Genomic DNA, 17317 nt, shown 5'->3' with positions numbered 1-17317 from the left:
CGAAAGAACACTTTTCACGAATGGAGCGCGGCGATGCCGCCAAAGCCGGCAGAGCATGACGATTGAGCGATGTCATGACTCTTGAGCATGAATGTTTCCATAAAAGGCAATCGCCATGCCACCCTCCTCAAGTGCTTGATGGGACGGCATCCGCGTCGGCTGATCCATCGGTGCGATCAGTGATTGGTATGGCAAAACACACAATCGATGTGACTTTTGCCCCGCCCGGCGCATCGCAGTCTCGAATACAGCCATTTTCTGTGGGTTGAATAGTGTGACCGTCGGGGTTTCGGTTCGAGACGTACTAGCGTGCCGGAACTTAATCATTCCATCGAGAACGTTCCGGTCGTGTAAGTGCCGTTTCGATGTAACCCATTTCTCACCTCGGGGCGGATGTAAGCGAGAAGGTCCAGGCCGTTTTCACCGCTGCCAGGCGGCGACGAGTTTGAGGCAGGCGCGGCGCCATTCGCAGTCGGGAACGGTGCATTGGAACCGTTCCTCGGTGCGGTAACAGGGGGTGCGCTGCTGGGCGCGTTGGACAGCCCGGACCCAGGCGGCCGGGGGCGGCGCGTCAGGTTCATCGGGTGCGGGGCGGGCAATCCGAAGTGGTGGTGCGGCATCCATCGGGCGGTCCATCCATGCAAAAGAGAGCGCCGCTCGCAGGCGGCGCCGGCAACCCAGTGAGGCGAATAGCACAGGCGCGGGCGGACGGCGGGCGCGGAGGAAGAGGGGGCTCCGCGCCCAAGCGCCCGCCCGGCGCTACCAGAAGACAGTGCAAGACAGGTGCCAGCCGTCAGGCCCGAGAACGCGGGCGCTCGCGCCAACCGCCGGTCGGACGGTGCGGGAAACGGCTGAGTGCGGTTAGGCTTTTCACCCGGCGCCACGCTTCAGTCGGTGTAATCGGAGGGGATGATCGCCGCCACCTGGCGCGAGCGCGGGCCGAGCGTCACCGGCATCTGGCCGCTGACGAAGGTCGCGGTGGTCCGGATGATCACCGGCAATGCCGGTATCGCATCGACCAGGGGAATCACAGGGATCGGGTCGCGGTCACGATCGAGGCGCGCCGCTGTCCATCCTCATCGGGTGGAACGTGAGCATGATTCCCATGGCCGTGATCAGGACGCCGAGGTAGGGGATGTTGGCCGCGACTGTGCCGATCACCGTCAAATGGCGGGGCAGCTCGGTTTCGAGGAACTGGCTGGTGGCGTACTGGTCGAGCTCGACGCGGCGGTAGAAGAATCAGAGGTCAAATGCCATGGCGACCCCGCAGAGGCAGGCTAGAGCATTTTCCGATCCGGTATCAGGGAGCCCGATAGGTAGGTCGGCAATCCCTTCCCAATCGCAAACGGTCGCTTTAGTCGCGACCCTTCCAACAAAATCCTTTGCCGAGCCGATAAGTCGGCAAGGGATTGCCGACCTACGTTCTTCCCGCCCGAACACGAATCCGTACACCGGGATGAAAAACGCTCTAAGTACATTCAGGGAAGTCTTGCGGCATAGGCAACCTGCAGGACAACCCCGCCAATCAAGCCAATCTGTCGAGATTCCGCAAGTATTTGCGGAATGTACTTAGCAGCAATAGGCCGTGCGGCAAATCCCGCAGTACGTTGCGGGATGCCACCCATTTATTGTGAACGCCGGGCGGGGAAGTGGGCATGCAAAGCAGTTCTTTTCAAATCAAAACTGCTTTAACGGAACCGAGAATGCATGGCCCGCCGAGAGGAGGCTATGCCGAGCTAGAAAGCCTCCCAAGCTCGGGGCGGGCAATGCCAAAGTGCAGGAAAAAAAGTCGGGGCTGATGCGATCAGTGCAGTTGTTTCGGCCACTTCAGACGCACGATTCCGCTCTGCTCGCTATCGAGCTCGCCTAGAGACTCATTCGCCAAATAAATTCCGTTTTCCGCAGGTACGGCGGAAGCTATGGAGGCAAGCGGAAGGCCCTTATACATCGCCGCATAGAGAGGCTTGCTTCCATCAGGGCTCACGACGATCACACCCGTACGCTGCTGACGCAGCAGCAGTCGGGGCGGCAACCGCAAGAGCAGCGGTTTGACCCACGCGTTTTCGTGGGCCCAGGTCAGGATGGGGCTTCTCTCTGTGAACAGGGCAAGCCAGATACGCCCGGACGCATCGCGGTCCATCCCGTCGTCCATGCCCGTAAGCCCATCGAGCACCACCTCGTAGCTCCCCGCTTTCGGACCCCGAAGATAGAAACGCGCCAGACGGAAAAGAGAGGTCTGGGTGACCAAAACCGACTCCTCCCGCGGCTGGCCCGGATGCAGGTCGTATAGAACGCCGTTGATGAAGTGGAATCCCTCCGCGACAAGGCGGGTGGTTCCGGTATCCAGGTCGTGCCGCCACAGGCGCCCATTGGGAGGTAGGGCAATGGCTTCATCTACCGCGTCGTCTAGCGAAGCGTCTCTGTACGAGAACGGTTCGGAGAAATAGATGCGCCGGCCGTCCTCGGAGACTTCCAGGTTGTCGCAGACCACCAGCGGACGATGATCTCCGCCGCTGCCGTCGCGCCTCAATTCGGGCGCCTTGGGATCGTTGTCCGCATAGACGACCGGGTGATCGGGATCGATCAGCGTTGCCGGCACCTCGAGAACGATGGGCTCGATTTTCCGGGTGTCGAGCGCGAGACGGTAGAGTCCGACAGCCTCGCCCGGAAACGGCTCGCCATAGGCGTTGGAGGAGCAAAAATAAACATGGTTCGGGTCGCCGGGCGCTTCGTGTATGCCGAACGCCATCAGCGGCGCATCCACGAACGGCTCAACCGCGTGTGTGGCGAGGTCTACGCTCCAGATTTTTCCGTCCGTCGCTGTAACCAGGGCCCTGGTTCCGCCGGTGAGTAACACGACATCGTCGTAACCCGGTAGGTCGGACCGAAAATGCTCCAGACCGGCAGCGAAGTCGGCGGAATGCTCGACTGCGGCGATCGCCGCTGCCGTCTTTGGGTCGAAGGAAATCGACTCGGCGACGCAGCAGCGAATTTCCGGTCTGGGGGCTGCGGCGATCCACCAGATTACGATGAGTAACACAAGGCCTATACCGATCCATTTCTTCATGAGCCTGATCCTCAAGCATTATGAGACGTTATCTATCCAACCTTACCGGGTTATGGCGATAGCCCTTTATCGCCGGCTCAGCGGCGTTTCATCGCAGCGGCGGCAAACCGGCGTTCGGCGGCTTGTAATTGCGGTCTTTCTTGCGCCGTCTTTGTGCCGAGTCGTCGATCACCTCGTTGCCGAACCTGGCAGTACCTAAGGCGCGATAATGACGCTGTTGTGTGTGGGCATAAACCCCGTTGAGGAATTGTGCGTAGGAATCGGTAATCGCTCCGAGGTAATTATCGGCTCCCACGTCTATCGGAGTAACCCCGAGGCCCGCCGCCATGGCTTTATCTTGAATCCAACGCAACGTTAGGTCGGACAGGCGCCGATCCGGATATCCCCCGCCGACATCGCTGTGCGCACCGACAAACCAGCGCTGTTCCAGGTTTTGTTGGGGACTCGCATCGGGCGTCCATAAACAGATATCGTAATCCGTTCGATGTTCGTCGATCGCGATGGCTTGGTAACCGTTTTCGACGATATGGCTCAATCTCGTGTCGTGGAACTGGTAAAAATACATGTTCAGGCGCTTCAAGATATCCAGCGGAATACCCAGTGCGCCGACCGTATCCCACACGCCGAGAAACTTAATTTTGATTTCCCGAGAAAACCTTGCCCTAAAGTCCAGAGCGGTCGAAGAATCGGGACCGTCGTCTCTGGTACGGTAGATGCCATAGGCCATGGCCATACGCAGGGAAAGCTGCTTGTTTTTCACCAGACCGCAATTGCGAATGAGTCCGGCTAAACTCCTGGCGGTATAGGCGCCGCGGCTGAAGCCGAGAATATAAACCTCGTCGCTTTCCCGATATTCCTTGGCGAGAAACTTGTAACCGTCGAGGATATTTTTCTCCAGTCCCGCTCCCGTGGAGCCGCCAATAAAGCGGTCATACCATTTTGTGCCTATGCCTTCGTCATACCATTTAACTTGCCGGATACCATCTGCCGCAGTGTCCGTGACCGATTTATAAAACCGGCAAACATTGGTCTCGATCTGCCGGTCGGCGGGCAAGCGTTCGTCGGCGGGTTTGTTCCATGTGCCGTCGAAGCAAATGACGATCCGTTTCATATCAGCCCCCTCAATAAAACTCTTTATTGATTCGATTTTTCGCCGTAATTCCGCCGCGCGCTGGACGGTAGGGGTAAGTTTCGACCCCTTGCCTTACGTGGTCACATCGAAAAGGTATTCAAGGCTATTTTTGAGAAAACAATGCGCTTGCGCCGAGCCGTTGTCAATCGATTAAAGCGGGTGGAAATGCGGCCCCGCGTACGGCAAAACCCCGGTCGACGGAAGGGTTTTAGCCGGATATGGGCATGTGTGCTGCATAGGGGGCGTTTTGTACCTTTTCAGTGGTTATCCTTGAAATGTCTTGCTGTTACGGGATTGCGTGAAACATAATGCCGGCTGCGCCATGGAAAACCTGTGTAATTCCAAATCGCTTTCAATCAGGCATTCATTTTGTAGGATGGGTAGAGCGAAGCGAAACCCATCGATGGTGGGTTAGGCCGCGAGGCCGTAACCCGCCGAGCGACTCCCAATCGGCGGGTTACGTGGAGCCTGTCCTGAGCTCCGTCGAAGGGCGTGTCCCAAGCGGAGCCGAGGGGCTAACCCACCCTACGATGAGTGTTCACGCGAAAGCCGAATGGAATAAATCGGATAGAGCGAGGCGGAAACCATAAGAGATTCAGGATTGTGGGATTATCGAGATCTTACGGCTTTCCATATCCTGAATGTATTTCGAATAGATTCTGAATTTACGTCTTCCTCCAGCGGCGCAGCCTTTTCGATATACCCGCCCGTTCCCGTAATTCCAAGAATAAGGGGGTTGTGATCGCTATGAACGAGATACTGAATGCAAAGAGCAAGGTCCTCGTCACCGGACCGACCAGCTTTCTCGGTTACCATGTCACCAAGCGTCTGAATGAAAAGGGTATCCGGCCGCGTGCGCTGATCCCGCAAGACACCGATCCGTCCACCTTGCGGGATTTGGATGTGGACATCGTCCGAGGCTCGGTCGAGGATGCGATTTCCTTGCGTGCCGCCTGCGACGGGGTGGATACGATTTTTCATCTGGCTTTTCTGGTCAGCATCGGTGGAGGGCTAGAGGAGCGTATGCAGCAAGTGAACGTGGTCGGAACGCGCAATCTCCTGGATGTGTCCGCGGACTCGGGCGTTACGCGGGTCGTCGTGACCAGCAGCGCGCTCACCGTGGGCGTCAACCGGAAGCCGGAGCCGCTCGACGAGACCGCGGACGGCACCGTTCACCGCCTGGATCTCCCGTATGCGGCAAGCCGGCGACAGGCCGAAGAGGAGGCGCTCGGACGATCGAGCCCCAGTATGTCGGTAGTCGCGGTCAATCCTTCTTTTACCATGGGGCCCGAGGATTACGTCGGCGCGCCCGCCAATAAACTTCTCAAGGCGGTCAGCGCCGGCAAGCTTCCCTTCACCGTTCCGGTCGGTTTCGGCTGTCTGGACGTTCGCGATTTCGCGGACGGAATGCTGCTGGCTGCCGAACGCGGCCGCCCCGGCCAGCGCTATCTGCTCAACGGCCACAACGTGATGGTGGACGATCTTTTGGGACAAACCGCCGCTATCGCGGGCGTGCGGCCGCCCCGTTTGCGGCTGCCGGTCTGGGCGGCCTATGCCCTGGTTACGGTGATGCAGGCCGGTTACGCCCTGCTCCGAAAACCGTTCCCGGTTACCCGCAGCGTGCTCCAAATCCTGGGCCGCTACGCTTGGTACGACACCGCCCGTGCGCGCGAGGAACTCGGCTGGACGCCGCGTCCCTTGCAGCAGACGCTTGAAGATACCCTTCGTTGGCTACGCCAGAGCGAAGCCGGATAGGAGTCAAAGTCGGGAGTACTAGGATATGGAATCAAGCATGGCAGAAGCCGAGAGCGGCCTGTCGCCAACCACGTTCGAAATCGGGTTGGTCATGGCTGGCGCGGTGTCCGCCGGCGCATACACGGCCGGAGTCATCGATTTCCTGACCGAGGCGCTGGACTCTTGGTATCGGGCGAAGCAAAGAGGAGTACCCGATACGCCCCCGCACGACGTGAAGATCTCGGTGGTAACCGGCGCCTCGGCCGGAGGCGTTACGGCGGCCGTGCTGGCGTCGGAGCTGCGCGGCGGTCTGCTGCATATGAATTCGCAAACCGGCAGCGCGCGAAACAAGCTTTACGAGACCTGGGTCGAGCGGGTCGATATAGGCCCATTGCTCGACGCTCGCGATCTGGAGCGGCCGGGTGCCAAGGTGCCTTCGCTGCTGGATTCGACCGTACTCGACGATGCGGCTAGAAACGCCCTGGCCACCGCATGGTCCGGAGCCCCGTGGCCCGAGTACATGGCCGATCCACTGGATGTGATCCTGTGCGTCACGAATTTGAGAGGCGTGCCTTATTCCATTCGTTTCTCGGCCGAGCAGGACCGCGACTACGGCATGTCTCAGCACGCCGATTACATGCATTTTTCGCTCAGCCCGACCGACAAAGCGTCGAAGTGGAACGATTCCGTGCCGCTCGGGCGGGACGACCAGGAAGAGGGCAATTGGAGGCTCTTGAAAGAAGCCGCGCTGGCGAGCTCGGCGTTTCCCGCCGCTCTGGCGGCTCGCAGCCTGACGCGCTCGGCGGGCAACTACAACCGCCGCCGCTGGAGCATTCCCCAGGAGCCCAAGTGCGACCGGAGCCAGCGTTGCGTGTGCGAAGTCGAGAAGGAAATTCCGCCGATGTGGCCGGACGAGTTGAAGGAGACGGATATCGATCGCTGGGAGTATCGGTTCGCCAATATCGACGGAGGTCTCGCCAACAACGAACCCTTCGAGATCGCGCGCCGCTGCCTTGCCGGCTCGGCGAATCGCAGCCCGCGCGGGGCCGAGGATGCGAAGCGCGCGATTCTTATGATCGATCCGTTTCCGAACCAGTCGGTTTTGGATCTCCGCTACGACCCGGAGTCCAGTCTTCGCCTTCTCGGAACGCTGCCCGCATTGATTTCCGCAGTTTTGTCGGAGCTGCGATTCAAGAAAGACGAGTTGGAGCTGGCTCGGGACCCGAGCGTCTTCAGCCGTTTTCTCATCGCGCCTACGCGCACCGAAATCAGGGATGGCAAGGAGCAGCGCGCGCGTTATCCGCTCGCCACCGGCGGGCTGGGCGGATTCGCCGGATTTCTGAGCGAGGCGTACCGGCAGCACGATTATCGCCTCGGTCGCCGCAACTGCCAGCAATTCCTCCGGCGGACGTTCGGCCTGGCGTACGACAACCCGCTGTTTCGGGATTGGCCGCCGACGCTCAAAGAAAAACTCCGGTTCAAGAACGAAGCGGGTATGGACCTCCTGCCGATTATTCCATTGACCGATTCTCTCGGCGTCGAGGAACCTTTGCCGGAATGGCCGGTGAACCGACGTCCGGACATGAAAGTCCTGGAACGGCTGTTAAGACGCCGGACCGACGCGGTGGTGAAGCGGCTCATCGACACCGAGCTCGAGCGTCTCTCCATGAACTGGATCGTGAGCCGCGTCGGCTGGGAAGTAGTCAAGCTCAACGAACGCTTGTTGAACCTGATCCGAAGTCCGCACAAAGGACCCATCGGCGCCATGCTGAAGATCGTACGGGACGATTTGAGCGAACGCGGATTATGAGGTGCGGAAGGAGGCGGACGCAGCGCATCCGCCTTTGTGGCGTCTAGCGGAATCCGATCCGTAGACTCATCGCATACAAATTCTGCTCATCCATCTCGAGCGAGCCGCGGCGTTCCAGCGAGCCCAGACGCAGCATGGCGCGCAGCGATTCGCGCATGGTTATCTCCGAGGCATAGCGTCCGAGGCATTTATGCCGTCCGTAGCCGTGCTGCAGATAGATCTGACTTTGCGGCGCCTCATGGGCGCGTTCGCGATCGCCGAGGTAGGGGACCAGCCGTTCGTCGCGGGTAATGTCGAAGGCTGACGGGTTCGGCACCGTCTCGGGATCCCGCATTGCCGCGGCATAGGCCGCGAACACGAGGGTTCCGGCGCGAAGGGGAACGCCGCCGAGTTCGGTATTGTCCTTCACGCACAGCCGCAACAAGACTTCGCCCTGCGGCTGCAGGCGCAAGGCTTCCAGGGCGTATTTGCGCAGTCCCGCGAGGCTTTCGGCATAATCCGGGCTATCCGGCTCGATGTTCGCCAAACGTACGGCCTGTTCGTAGCTGGAACCGTTCAGCACCTCGTATTCGCCATTCTTCAGGCGGAGCATGGAGTCGAGAATCCGGGCTGTGGCTTCCTGGGGATTCACCACCGCGCCGACCGCCGTGCCGAACACGTTGGACCGGATCATCGAATCGGAAAGGCGTTTCGCCAGCTCGTCTTTCGTCAAGGGCGTGCCGAGGCGGGCTGCGAACTCGTCCGTCAATGTCTCGCCGTCCCGCTCGAGCTCGAGCTGCATTCGCAAGAGCCGCGTCAGCATGGTATCGGGGACTGTTTCGCCCTGCCGCAGCCGTTCCTTGTAGTGCTTGAGCAAGGCAAATACGTAGGCGCTCAGATACTCGGTCGCGATCACGCCGCGTTCGCGGAATTCGGCGAATAAGGGATGGGCCGGGCTGAAGTTGTTGAAGATGTTGCGGAATGCATCCTTGACCCAGATGAACAGGTCGTCCGCCGTGGGTACGATGCCTTCCGTAATCTTGCCGAACGAGAACACGGCTTGCAGGTCCGGGTCCAGCGGAAAGCGGTCGCCCCCGCGAAGGCCGGGCAGCACGGACGGCGTTCCGAAATCGTAATAGTGGACTCCCAGATAATCGCCGACGATCCGAAGCGGCACGAATTTCGCGAGCGTCGGTACCACGTCGATTTCGCCGATCCCCTCGGCTTGCGCCCGATGCGTCCAGCGTTCGGCCTCGTCGCGAGTCAGGCGCGAAAGCGTTTCCTCGTCGGAGCGCGACACGGCGCGGCGCAGGATCACGTCGTCCAGCCGGTAGAGATCGTCCCGGTCGGTGCCGAGCATGAAGTGGGAGTATGCTTCCGGGTGTTTGGTCTTGTCGTCCGTGGCGCGCGCCATCTCCGCCGCGTAAGGGTCCACGGTGAACAGGTCGGTACGCTCCAGGCAGCGGATGACTTCCGGATGCCGCATGACGATCACGGGACCGATGGCCGGCTTGAAGATCGGCATGGCGTCCCTAGGTTGCGCCAAGAGCTCCTGGAACATCGCATAAGGCGCGGTCACCAGCCATTTGGAGATCACCTGCGCCACGGCCCCGCCCCGTGCCTTCGCCGCCGTGGCGAAAGCCGCGGCGGCCGTCTCCGCCGCTTGCTTGTCCTTCTCGTAGGCGCCGGGATCGTCCGCGTATTTTGGATCATTCGGGTTCGGCATCGGCGGCGGCGGAGACGGCAGGGGAGTGCCTTCTTCGGCACCCGCCACTTCACGCAAAAAGCTAGTAGCCGGTGGCGGAGTCGGGGCCGGTGTCTTTCCCGGCCCGGAGTCACTCGGCGTGTTTCCCAACGCCGCCTTGATCAGTTTGATGAGCCTGCAGCCCTGTCCATAGAGCTGCTCCCGTATCGTCATCCAGTTCGATCCGGCCATGAGTCCTTCTTCCCTACAGCGTTTTCATGTACTCGATAACGGCGCGGACCTGGTCGTCCGACCATTCGCTACCGTAGGTATGGCCGGCATTCGAGTTGCCGCGGAGCGTCGTATCGTGCTCGGCGAAGTGCACCGTATCGCCGGCTCCGTATTCGTCGAGCTGCGGCGCTTTGTCCCAGACGAAGCCGACCTTGGTTTCGTCGTACTTGATGTTGCCGCGAATGAACTTCTCCGGCCGCTCGGCGGGGCGGAAAAGATGCCACAGGGTCGGTACCGAGCCGTTGTGAAAATAGGGTGCCTGGGCCCAAATGCCGTGGAGGACATCGGCCTTGTAGCCCGACTTGTCGCCGCGCGGCATGCCGAAATAGGCTTCGTCGTCGCCGGCGCGGCTGCCGCGTTTCGGCCGGCACCAGTCGCTGCCGCCATTTTCCACGTACAGCTCGCAGGCTTCACGGGTCAGTTCGAGCAGCCCGAGGCGCGCCGTCGGCGTGATCTGCGTCGCCCGATTCATGTCGCTGCCGACGTTGTAAACCTTCTCGTTGCGCGCATGGTGACAGGCCGACGCGCATTTTTCCTCGAACAGCGGCTTGCCTTTGGCCGCCAGGTCGAGATCGACCGCAAAGGGATAGGGCGTAGGCGGCAGATTGTCGATGAACGGATTCATGGGTTCATGGATGCGGACATCGACTTTGGACGGATCGCCTCCCGAGGAAACCCCCGAGGCGATTACCCGGGACTCGGCGGCCTGGTTGGCGTCCCAATTGGCGGCGGCATGGTCGCGAGAGAACCACAGGCTCTTGATGTCTGATGCGCCGGGATCGTGAGGCATCCACTCGGGCGCGGTCGCGAACAGCCGCTGACCGGCCTGCTTGAGGCGTTCCTCGCGGGGCAGATTTTCCAATCCCGCGAAGAACGGATGATCGTCGGGCAGGCGCGCAAAGAAACCTTCCCGCTTGGCATGCAGCGCGACCAATCCGGCGGCGATGCCGAAGGCATCCATGCGGCCGGGGCGCGGGCCGAACACCCCCGGCGCCTTTTGGCCATCCTTCTCGGTGTAGGAAAGCTTCGAGGTCAGCGCGTGATACATCAGTTCCGTTTTCTTGGCCGAAGCGATCAGTCCGGCCACGGCGCCCGGCAGATTGTCCAATACGCGCGCCACCTGTACCCTGGCGCGTTCGGCGCCGGCCGAGCGTTCCTCGGGCGTCCGTCCGCCATAGAACCAGGCGGGGTCCGTTTCGACCTTGGTCTTGAGGAAAGATGCGATCTTGGCGATCTGATCCGGATCGGCTTTTATCTGGCTCGGATCGGGGCTGTCGACCTTGATGAACATCTTGCCGCTTCGGTAGAGAAGCTGAGCGTAGGCTTGCGCGTCGATTTCGGTATTGGGAGCGCCGACGAGATACTGGACCCGGTCTTTGACGTACACGCGCCCCGTATGACAGGCCCCGCACGAAAAGAATACGTTGTCCGTACGCTTGTCCTCGGGAACGGCGGGGTCCTGGACGGTGAAAAGCCCGTAAGGCAGGGGATGGCGCTGTTCCGGAGGAAGCAGCTGGCCGGTTGCGGGATCGTAGTCGTCCGGATGGGGACCGAATCCCAGATTTCCCAGCGAGCCTTCCCCGTTCCAGATTTCCGGATAGGTTTCGATCAGGGCGCGCAGGAAGACATAAGGTATGCCGTTGACGCTGAGAGGGTAGGCCTTGAACCACTCGTATCCCAACCGGTTGCTGTACCAGGGCGTGCGAGCGGCGTCGTCGGTCGAGATTCGCTTGACGGTGGAATCGTTCAAATAGGCCGTCTGAAGCTTTTCCCGCTCCGAGCGTTCGTCCGCCCAGCTGCGTGTCTGCTTCTCGGGCGGTTTTCCGCCCTGTCCGGATTCCGTACAGGAAATCAGCGTGGTGAGGATGATTGCGGCCGTTCCGCAGCCAAGTACCGAGCGAAGGGATGAGGTCAGTGTCTTCATGATGTCCTCGCGAGCATTATTATTCTGGCGAATGTCCGTTCATAAGGTCCGGGAAGGCAGCCCCAAGTTGCGCATTTGCCGTCGCCGAGGAAGCGAAAGCGTGTAAACCTGACTTAAAGGACGGATCGTCGCCATCCAAGCCGTCGTAACTTATGGCGCTTTATTGTTCTTACCAGAAGCCGACGGTGCGCACATCGAGCCGTGCGCTCGATACATTTCTGATTTGTTCGAGACTGATGGGGGACTCACCGGATCCCGCGACAATAAAAGCCCTTTGCCGATTCATTGTCAAATTTGATTAACACCGCCGATTCGAGGCGGTCCGATGGGAACGGAAATTCGGGATAAGTCCGTTTAGGAAATCGACGCGAGGTCCGGTCGACAGGAATTCGGGGCGCAATCACCCAAAGCCGGATGAGTTGCCGGGAAACGCTTTAATGCCCGGCCTGACGCAAACCGGTCGACGGAAGCTCGCACTATGGCTCGATCAGTTCCGCTTCCAATTCTCCGACCAGGCTCGCTGCCACCTTTTGCAGGGATCGCGTTTCGGAAAAGACGGCTCGCTGACGGAGGTAGCTGTGCCCGGTGTCGAGTCGGGCTTCGAGTTGATCGAGCCAGTCTTTGGTCCTCAATTCTTCGGCCGTTTCCGCCAAGCTCGCCAGCAATTCGCGCGTAAACGCCTTGATGGGACGAACATGGCCCGTCTCGTCGACGATGATCTCAGCCTCCACCCCGCGATGAGAGGCTCGGAAACAGTTTTCCTTTTCCGCCCACCAGTGTTGCGGCATCGCGGGACGAACCGGCTTTTCCTGCTCCCAACACCGCAGCAGATAAACCTGCAGGGTCTGGACCAGGGCGGCCAGCATGAATGTTTCCCGCAGGGTCGGCTGAACATCCATCACGCGAACTTCCAGCGTGCCGTAATGGGGACTGGGCCGGATATCCCAGTGGACGTCCCTGACCACGTGGACGGCGCCCGCCGTTCGGAGGTTTTCGAAACACTGGGCGAACTGGCGCCAAGACGTGAAGCTCGGCGGCAGGCCGTAGTCGCGCATCGCCGCCAGGATGCGCTGCCGGAACGAGGCGAAACCGGTATCCTGGCCCTGCCAAAACGGGGAGCTGGCCGAGAGTGCCAGAAGAACGGGCAGATAGGGCTTGAGCTGGCTCATCACGACGACCGCGGCATCGCCCGACGGCATCCCGACATGGACGTGAAGCGCATAGGTTTTCAGCGTGTGCGCCAGGTAAACCATGCGCTGCTCCATCTCGACATAATGCGGCAGCGGCGTCACCGACGCCGGACGCAGCGAGAAGGGATGCGTGCCGGCGCCGCAAAGCGTGAAATGCAATCCTTCGCAGCGGCGCTTCAGTTCTTTGACCAGGCCGGTAACGTCCGACCGCAGTTCTTCGATATCGGCACATACGCAGGAATTGATTTCCACCGTGGACTGGGTGAATTCCGGCTTGATGCGGGGTTCCTCCGGGTGGTCCCGGAGCAGGGGAAGTATGCCGTCGACCAGATCGAGCGTGTCCGGATCGAGCAGCTGAAATTCGATTTCGATTCCCACGGTGGGAGATTTCGAACCGGAGAATTCTAGCTCGTCGTCATGCATACGCCTCGATGGCATCGCGTGCCACCCGGTCGAAGAATGCCGCCCCGATTTTCAGCACCTCTTCGTCGAAATCGAAGGCAGGGCTGTGCAAGGGAATGTGTTCCCATCCTTCCCGGCGTGCGCCTAGCCTTACGTAACAGCCGGGAATTTCCTGCAGATAGTAGGCGAAGTCTTCGGATCCCATGCTGGGATATTCCATGGACACGAGCCCCTTTTCGCCGACGATCTTCCCGGCTGCCCGGCGGGCGATTTCCGATTCGACGAGCGTATTCACCACCGGCGGATAGCCTTCGTTGACGATCACCTCGATCCTGGCATTGTGGAGATCCCCGATGCCCTTGGCCATGCGTTCCAGACCTTCGAGGAGATGTTTCCGCACCTCCGGCAGGGTGGTGCGTATCGAGCCCCGGAGCGTCGCCGTTTCGGCGATCACGTTGGGCGCGCTGCCGGCGCTCACCTGGCCGATGGTGATCACGGACGGATAGACCGGGTTTACCTCCCTGGATACCAGGGTTTGCATCGCCACGATCAGGAGCCCGGCGACCACCACCGCATCCACCGCTTCGTGCGGTCTCGCCCCATGTCCGCCGCGTCCCTGGATTCGTATGAGGAAACCGTCCGACTGGGCGGTGAGCACGCCGGGAGCGACCATGATCTCGCCGACTCGGTAATGCCCGGTCACATGTCCGCCGAAAATGGCTTTGACGCCCGAGAGGGCCCCTGAACGAAGAATGATGCGCGAGCCGCCGCCGCGTTCCTCCGCCGGCTGAAAAATCAGCAAAACGTTCCCCGGAGGCGGATCGTCCTTGAGCAAGGCCGCGGCCCCGAGCACCATCGCCATGTGTCCGTCATGGCCGCAGGCGTGCATTTTGCCCGGATTCAGGGACGCGAAAGGCAGGCCGGTGGTCTCTACCCCCGGCAGACCGTCCATCTCGGCCCGCAAAGCCACGGTTGCACCTTCGCTCTTTCCCGCGATCCGGGCGACGATACCGCCTCCGATGCCGCCGTATTCGTAGGGAATGCCGAGGCGATCGAGCTCCTCCATGATCATGCGAGCCGTCTGGGCTTCCTCGAAAGCGAGTTCGGGATAGCGGTGCAGCAATCGGCGCAACTCCACCATGCGGGGATAAATCCGCTCGACATCGGAGCGCCCGACCATGGGATTATCGTTCGTCAATCTCATCGATATCCGGAAGAGAAATTCGAATGGCCGATCGCCATCGGCCCGGGAGTGGAGATCGGCATTGGAAAAAGTACTTCCGTCGGAGGCGATGTTGCCTCGGCTGCAAGCCGCCGAACCACAGCTTCAAAACGACCCAAGCATAAGGTTCTTATTCGAGCGGGCATGTTCTTCAGCTTTCCATAAAGTACTAGATAGCCGCCGGGTGTGTTAGTTCCGATCGCGCGGCAATCTCGCAATCCCGTTGTCGAAACCCGGCCACCCATCCGTAGACCAATTCGCGGCCTGGCGGTTCTAAAAGTTGAAGGACCGGACGTAGAATCTCATGGTGAACGGATGTCTAAGAAGGATCGGAATCATTCCTCAGGATGAAATATCATGAACGGACAGTCATTCCTTGCCACGATACTCGGCGCGGCCATCATCAATCCCGCGCTCGTCGCGGCGCATGAACCGCTACTGAACAAGCAGGACGTTCCTCAGGCAGTCCTCGCGGCCTTTCAAAAAGATCATCCCGCTGCCAAAGGCGTGAAGTACGAGGAAGAAGTCCTCGATGGCAAGGAGGCTTATGAAATCGCCTATCGCGACGACAAGGGGCAGGAACGCTCCGAGGTCTATAGCGCGGACGGCACTCTGGTTGAAACCGAAAAGGTCATTAAACTCGATGAGCTGCCTGAATCCGTACTGCAGGCGGTAAAGAGCGCCCATCCGCGAGCCACGCTGCAGCGAGCCTTTCAGGTTTCCGATACCAGCGGCACCGTAAAGAGCTATGAGGTCGAAATCAGGGAGGGCAAAAAAGAGCGCGAGGTCGAATTCGATACCGATGGAAGGATTTTATCGCGCTGCTAGTCCTTGAGGCCGAAGCAGGCAATCCGGGTTCGGTCGAGCGTTTTTCATCCACGGCTCGATTGCGAGCAGCATTTCGGCTGGCGCAAGCGATGGCCGGTCTCGCCCACAGGTTCATCGCGGATCGAATGTCCAAGCTAATCGGAGATGTGTCCATGCCGTTCGAATCTCGGGAGAGCGGGCTCATTTTCTCCTTGCGTCTTCCGGCTCGTCATTCCAGGAAACGCCGCACCGTAAATCGTTCCTGCGTCGGCGCCCGCCCTTGGGCCAGATCCGCCAACAAGAATCCGGTCAGGATGGCGAACTTGAATCCATGTCCAGAGCACGGCGAGCCGATGACCACGTTGGAATAGCCCGGATGCGTATCGATGATGAAATGTTCGTCGGGTGTCATCGTGTACAGGCATTCTCGCTTCTCGCGAATCGGGCCGTCGCCCCAGGGTAGGAAGCGCTTGACCCATGCCCGCACGGTGTCGACGGACGTGTCGTCCTGCGCGGGGCGAACGTCGTCGGGGTCGATCGCATGGCTCAGGTTGTGGACGGCGATCTTGAGTCCGGTGCCCGTATCCGGCAGTCCGTAAATCCAAGGTTCCCGATGATGGATAAACACCGGGAATGTCCCCGGCAAGAACGCGGTGCGCCGGGCAGGCTCGAAAAATACCTGCTCTTGCCGGGTCACCGTCAGCGGCAAATTCAAATCCAGCGTCTGCAGCAGCTTTCCCGCCCAGGGGCCCGCGCTGACGACCACCTTCCCCGCGGTGAATCCGCCCTCGGGCGTTTCCACGTAAACCGAGTCGCTCGACGGTTCGATCTTTATCGCCGGACATTTCGTCTTCAGCATGGCGCCGGAGATCTCCGCCATTTCCGCCAGAGTCCGCACGCAGATCGAGGCATTCAAAATTGCCGCGTCCGGCTGATGAATGGCCGCCATGTCCGGGGCGAGCCGGAATTGCGGAAAACGCCGGGCGCTCTCGCTCGCAGACAGCCATTCGTAGGCGATTCCCGCGGCATCGAGGCAATCGCGCGTGGCCAGCAGCGAGGGGGAATCCGCCGGACCGAAGTCGAGTCCGCCGGAGGGCGTCAGCAGGCGCTTGCCGCTGCGCTGCTCCAGATCGCGCCACATCGGGAATGCCTGTTTCGCCATGTCCACGTAGATGGAGTCCTTATAGGCGTAGCGGATGATGCGCGACTCGCCGTGAGAGCTTCCCATCGAATGATCGAGGTCGAACTGTTCCAATGCCAGGACACGCTGTCCGCGCCGGGCCAGGTGATAGGCGGCCGCCGCACCGACCACGCCGATGCCGATCACGATCGTGTCATAGGGTTTACCGGATTTCATGGCCATTCGCTTCGCGAACCTTCGACGGTCGTCCGTGCCCGGCGAAACGCGCCGGTCGCGTCGGGCGCCGCTTAGGCAGGGCACAATTCACTAGGAAGCGATTATGTTTCACCCATTGTTCAGCAAGAAACAAGTTTATTTGCTGGTCCTGGTCTTCATTTTCGCCACTGCATTCGTCGGCGGCTTCGAGATGCTCGGAACCGTACCGGATTGTTTCAGTATTTACACCTGGGGCGACTTTGCAGGCGAAATAGGACTTTTGGCGCTGATTGGATACCTGGCTTATTGCGTAGGCAGGGAAAGCCGGGATTGATGCCTAATCCCGACCGGGCGATCGACTCGCCGCCGTTAAATCTTTGCAAACTTGGAATAAACGGGGTGCTTGGTCGCCATTAAAAATAATATCGTCGCCGCCGATTCCGATCGATTATCGGTGCATCAATCCCAAAACGCCGACGACGATCAAATAAATCGCCACGAGATAATTCAATAACCTAGGCACGAGCAAGATCAATATTCCGGTCACCAGCGCTAGAACCGGCTGCAAAGGCACGTACATGAGAATTCTCCTGTCTTGAATTTACGGGAATGAGTGTAGCTCGTCTTAATTCCAAATCGCTTTCAATCAGGCATTCATTTTGTAGGATGGGTAGAGCGAAGCGAAACCCATCGATGGTGGGTTAGGTGGCGAGGCCGTAACCCACCGAACGACTTCGGA

The 17317-nt window shown here is 60.0% G+C and carries 13 protein-coding genes; 5 read left to right on the top strand and 8 right to left on the bottom strand.

Annotation, left to right across the window (positions count from 1 at the left end; genetic code table 11):
* Positions 1-909: 909 nt before the first annotated feature.
* Positions 910-1281, top strand: a complete 372-nt coding sequence (locus ACR2TX_RS20770) for a hypothetical protein (protein WP_240502528.1) — start codon at positions 910-912, stop codon at positions 1279-1281.
* Positions 1282-1804: 523 nt separating this feature from the next.
* Here ACR2TX_RS20770 and ACR2TX_RS20765 read toward each other — a convergent pair.
* Together ACR2TX_RS20765 and ACR2TX_RS20760 are read right to left on the bottom strand one after the other, a co-directional pair.
* Positions 1805-3067: an SMP-30/gluconolactonase/LRE family protein gene (locus ACR2TX_RS20765; protein WP_434130642.1), complete on the bottom strand. Its 1263-nt coding sequence runs from the start codon at positions 3065-3067 to the stop codon at positions 1805-1807.
* A gap of 88 nt (positions 3068-3155) precedes the next feature.
* The gene (locus tag ACR2TX_RS20760; RefSeq protein ID WP_434130641.1) at positions 3156-4178 is read right to left on the bottom strand and encodes a DUF2235 domain-containing protein; all 1023 of its coding nucleotides are present in this window, start codon (positions 4176-4178) and stop codon (positions 3156-3158) included.
* Positions 4179-4946: 768 nt separating this feature from the next.
* Between ACR2TX_RS20760 and ACR2TX_RS20755 the strand changes: the two genes are divergently transcribed.
* Positions 4947-5954, top strand: coding sequence for an NAD-dependent epimerase/dehydratase family protein (locus ACR2TX_RS20755; RefSeq protein WP_156880013.1), 1008 nt, complete (start codon positions 4947-4949; stop codon positions 5952-5954).
* A gap of 37 nt (positions 5955-5991) precedes the next feature.
* Positions 5992-7743, top strand: coding sequence for a patatin-like phospholipase family protein (locus ACR2TX_RS20750; RefSeq protein WP_434130640.1), 1752 nt, complete (start codon positions 5992-5994; stop codon positions 7741-7743).
* Positions 7744-7786: 43 nt separating this feature from the next.
* Here ACR2TX_RS20750 and ACR2TX_RS20745 read toward each other — a convergent pair whose 3' ends face one another.
* The 4 genes from ACR2TX_RS20745 to ACR2TX_RS20730 all read right to left on the bottom strand — a co-directional run bounded on the left by ACR2TX_RS20745 (position 7787) and on the right by ACR2TX_RS20730 (position 14417).
* Positions 7787-9658 (bottom strand): cytochrome P450, encoded by a 1872-nt coding sequence (locus ACR2TX_RS20745; protein WP_156880011.1) that lies wholly within the window; start codon positions 9656-9658, stop codon positions 7787-7789.
* A gap of 13 nt (positions 9659-9671) precedes the next feature.
* A complete protein-coding gene (locus ACR2TX_RS20740) occupies positions 9672-11621 on the bottom strand; it encodes a hypothetical protein (protein ID WP_156880010.1) in 1950 nt (649 codons plus the stop codon).
* A 476-nt stretch (positions 11622-12097) separates the two neighbouring features.
* Positions 12098-13189 (bottom strand): carboxylate-amine ligase, encoded by a 1092-nt coding sequence (locus ACR2TX_RS20735; protein ID WP_348529974.1) that lies wholly within the window; start codon positions 13187-13189, stop codon positions 12098-12100.
* Between the two features lie 37 nt (positions 13190-13226).
* On the bottom strand, positions 13227-14417 hold the full coding sequence (locus ACR2TX_RS20730) for a M20 metallopeptidase family protein (protein ID WP_434113147.1): 1191 nt from the start codon (positions 14415-14417) through the stop codon (positions 13227-13229).
* Between the two features lie 375 nt (positions 14418-14792).
* Between ACR2TX_RS20730 and ACR2TX_RS20725 the strand changes: the two genes are divergently transcribed.
* The gene (locus tag ACR2TX_RS20725) at positions 14793-15263 is read left to right on the top strand and encodes a hypothetical protein (protein WP_434130639.1); all 471 of its coding nucleotides are present in this window, start codon (positions 14793-14795) and stop codon (positions 15261-15263) included.
* Between the two features lie 208 nt (positions 15264-15471).
* Here the strand turns inward: ACR2TX_RS20725 and solA are convergent, their stop codons facing one another.
* Positions 15472-16599 carry an N-methyl-L-tryptophan oxidase gene (gene solA, locus ACR2TX_RS20720; protein WP_434130638.1) on the bottom strand — a complete coding sequence of 376 codons (1128 nt, stop codon included), beginning with the start codon at positions 16597-16599 and terminating at the stop codon, positions 15472-15474.
* A 103-nt stretch (positions 16600-16702) separates the two neighbouring features.
* Between solA and ACR2TX_RS20715 the strand changes: the two genes are divergently transcribed.
* Positions 16703-16912 (top strand): hypothetical protein, encoded by a 210-nt coding sequence (locus tag ACR2TX_RS20715; protein ID WP_077732779.1) that lies wholly within the window; start codon positions 16703-16705, stop codon positions 16910-16912.
* 114 nt (positions 16913-17026) lie between these two features.
* On the opposite strand, the gene ACR2TX_RS20710 is transcribed toward ACR2TX_RS20715, so the two are convergent.
* On the bottom strand, positions 17027-17158 hold the full coding sequence (locus tag ACR2TX_RS20710; protein ID WP_156880007.1) for a DUF3096 domain-containing protein: 132 nt from the start codon (positions 17156-17158) through the stop codon (positions 17027-17029).
* Positions 17159-17317 lie beyond the last annotated feature (159 nt).

This window comes from Methylocaldum sp. GT1BB (genome assembly GCF_051027545.1).
In the GTDB taxonomy this organism is placed as follows: domain Bacteria; phylum Pseudomonadota; class Gammaproteobacteria; order Methylococcales; family Methylococcaceae; genus Methylocaldum.
Note: the sequence above shows the minus strand (reverse complement) of the source record. Positions and strands in the feature narration are given on the sequence as shown.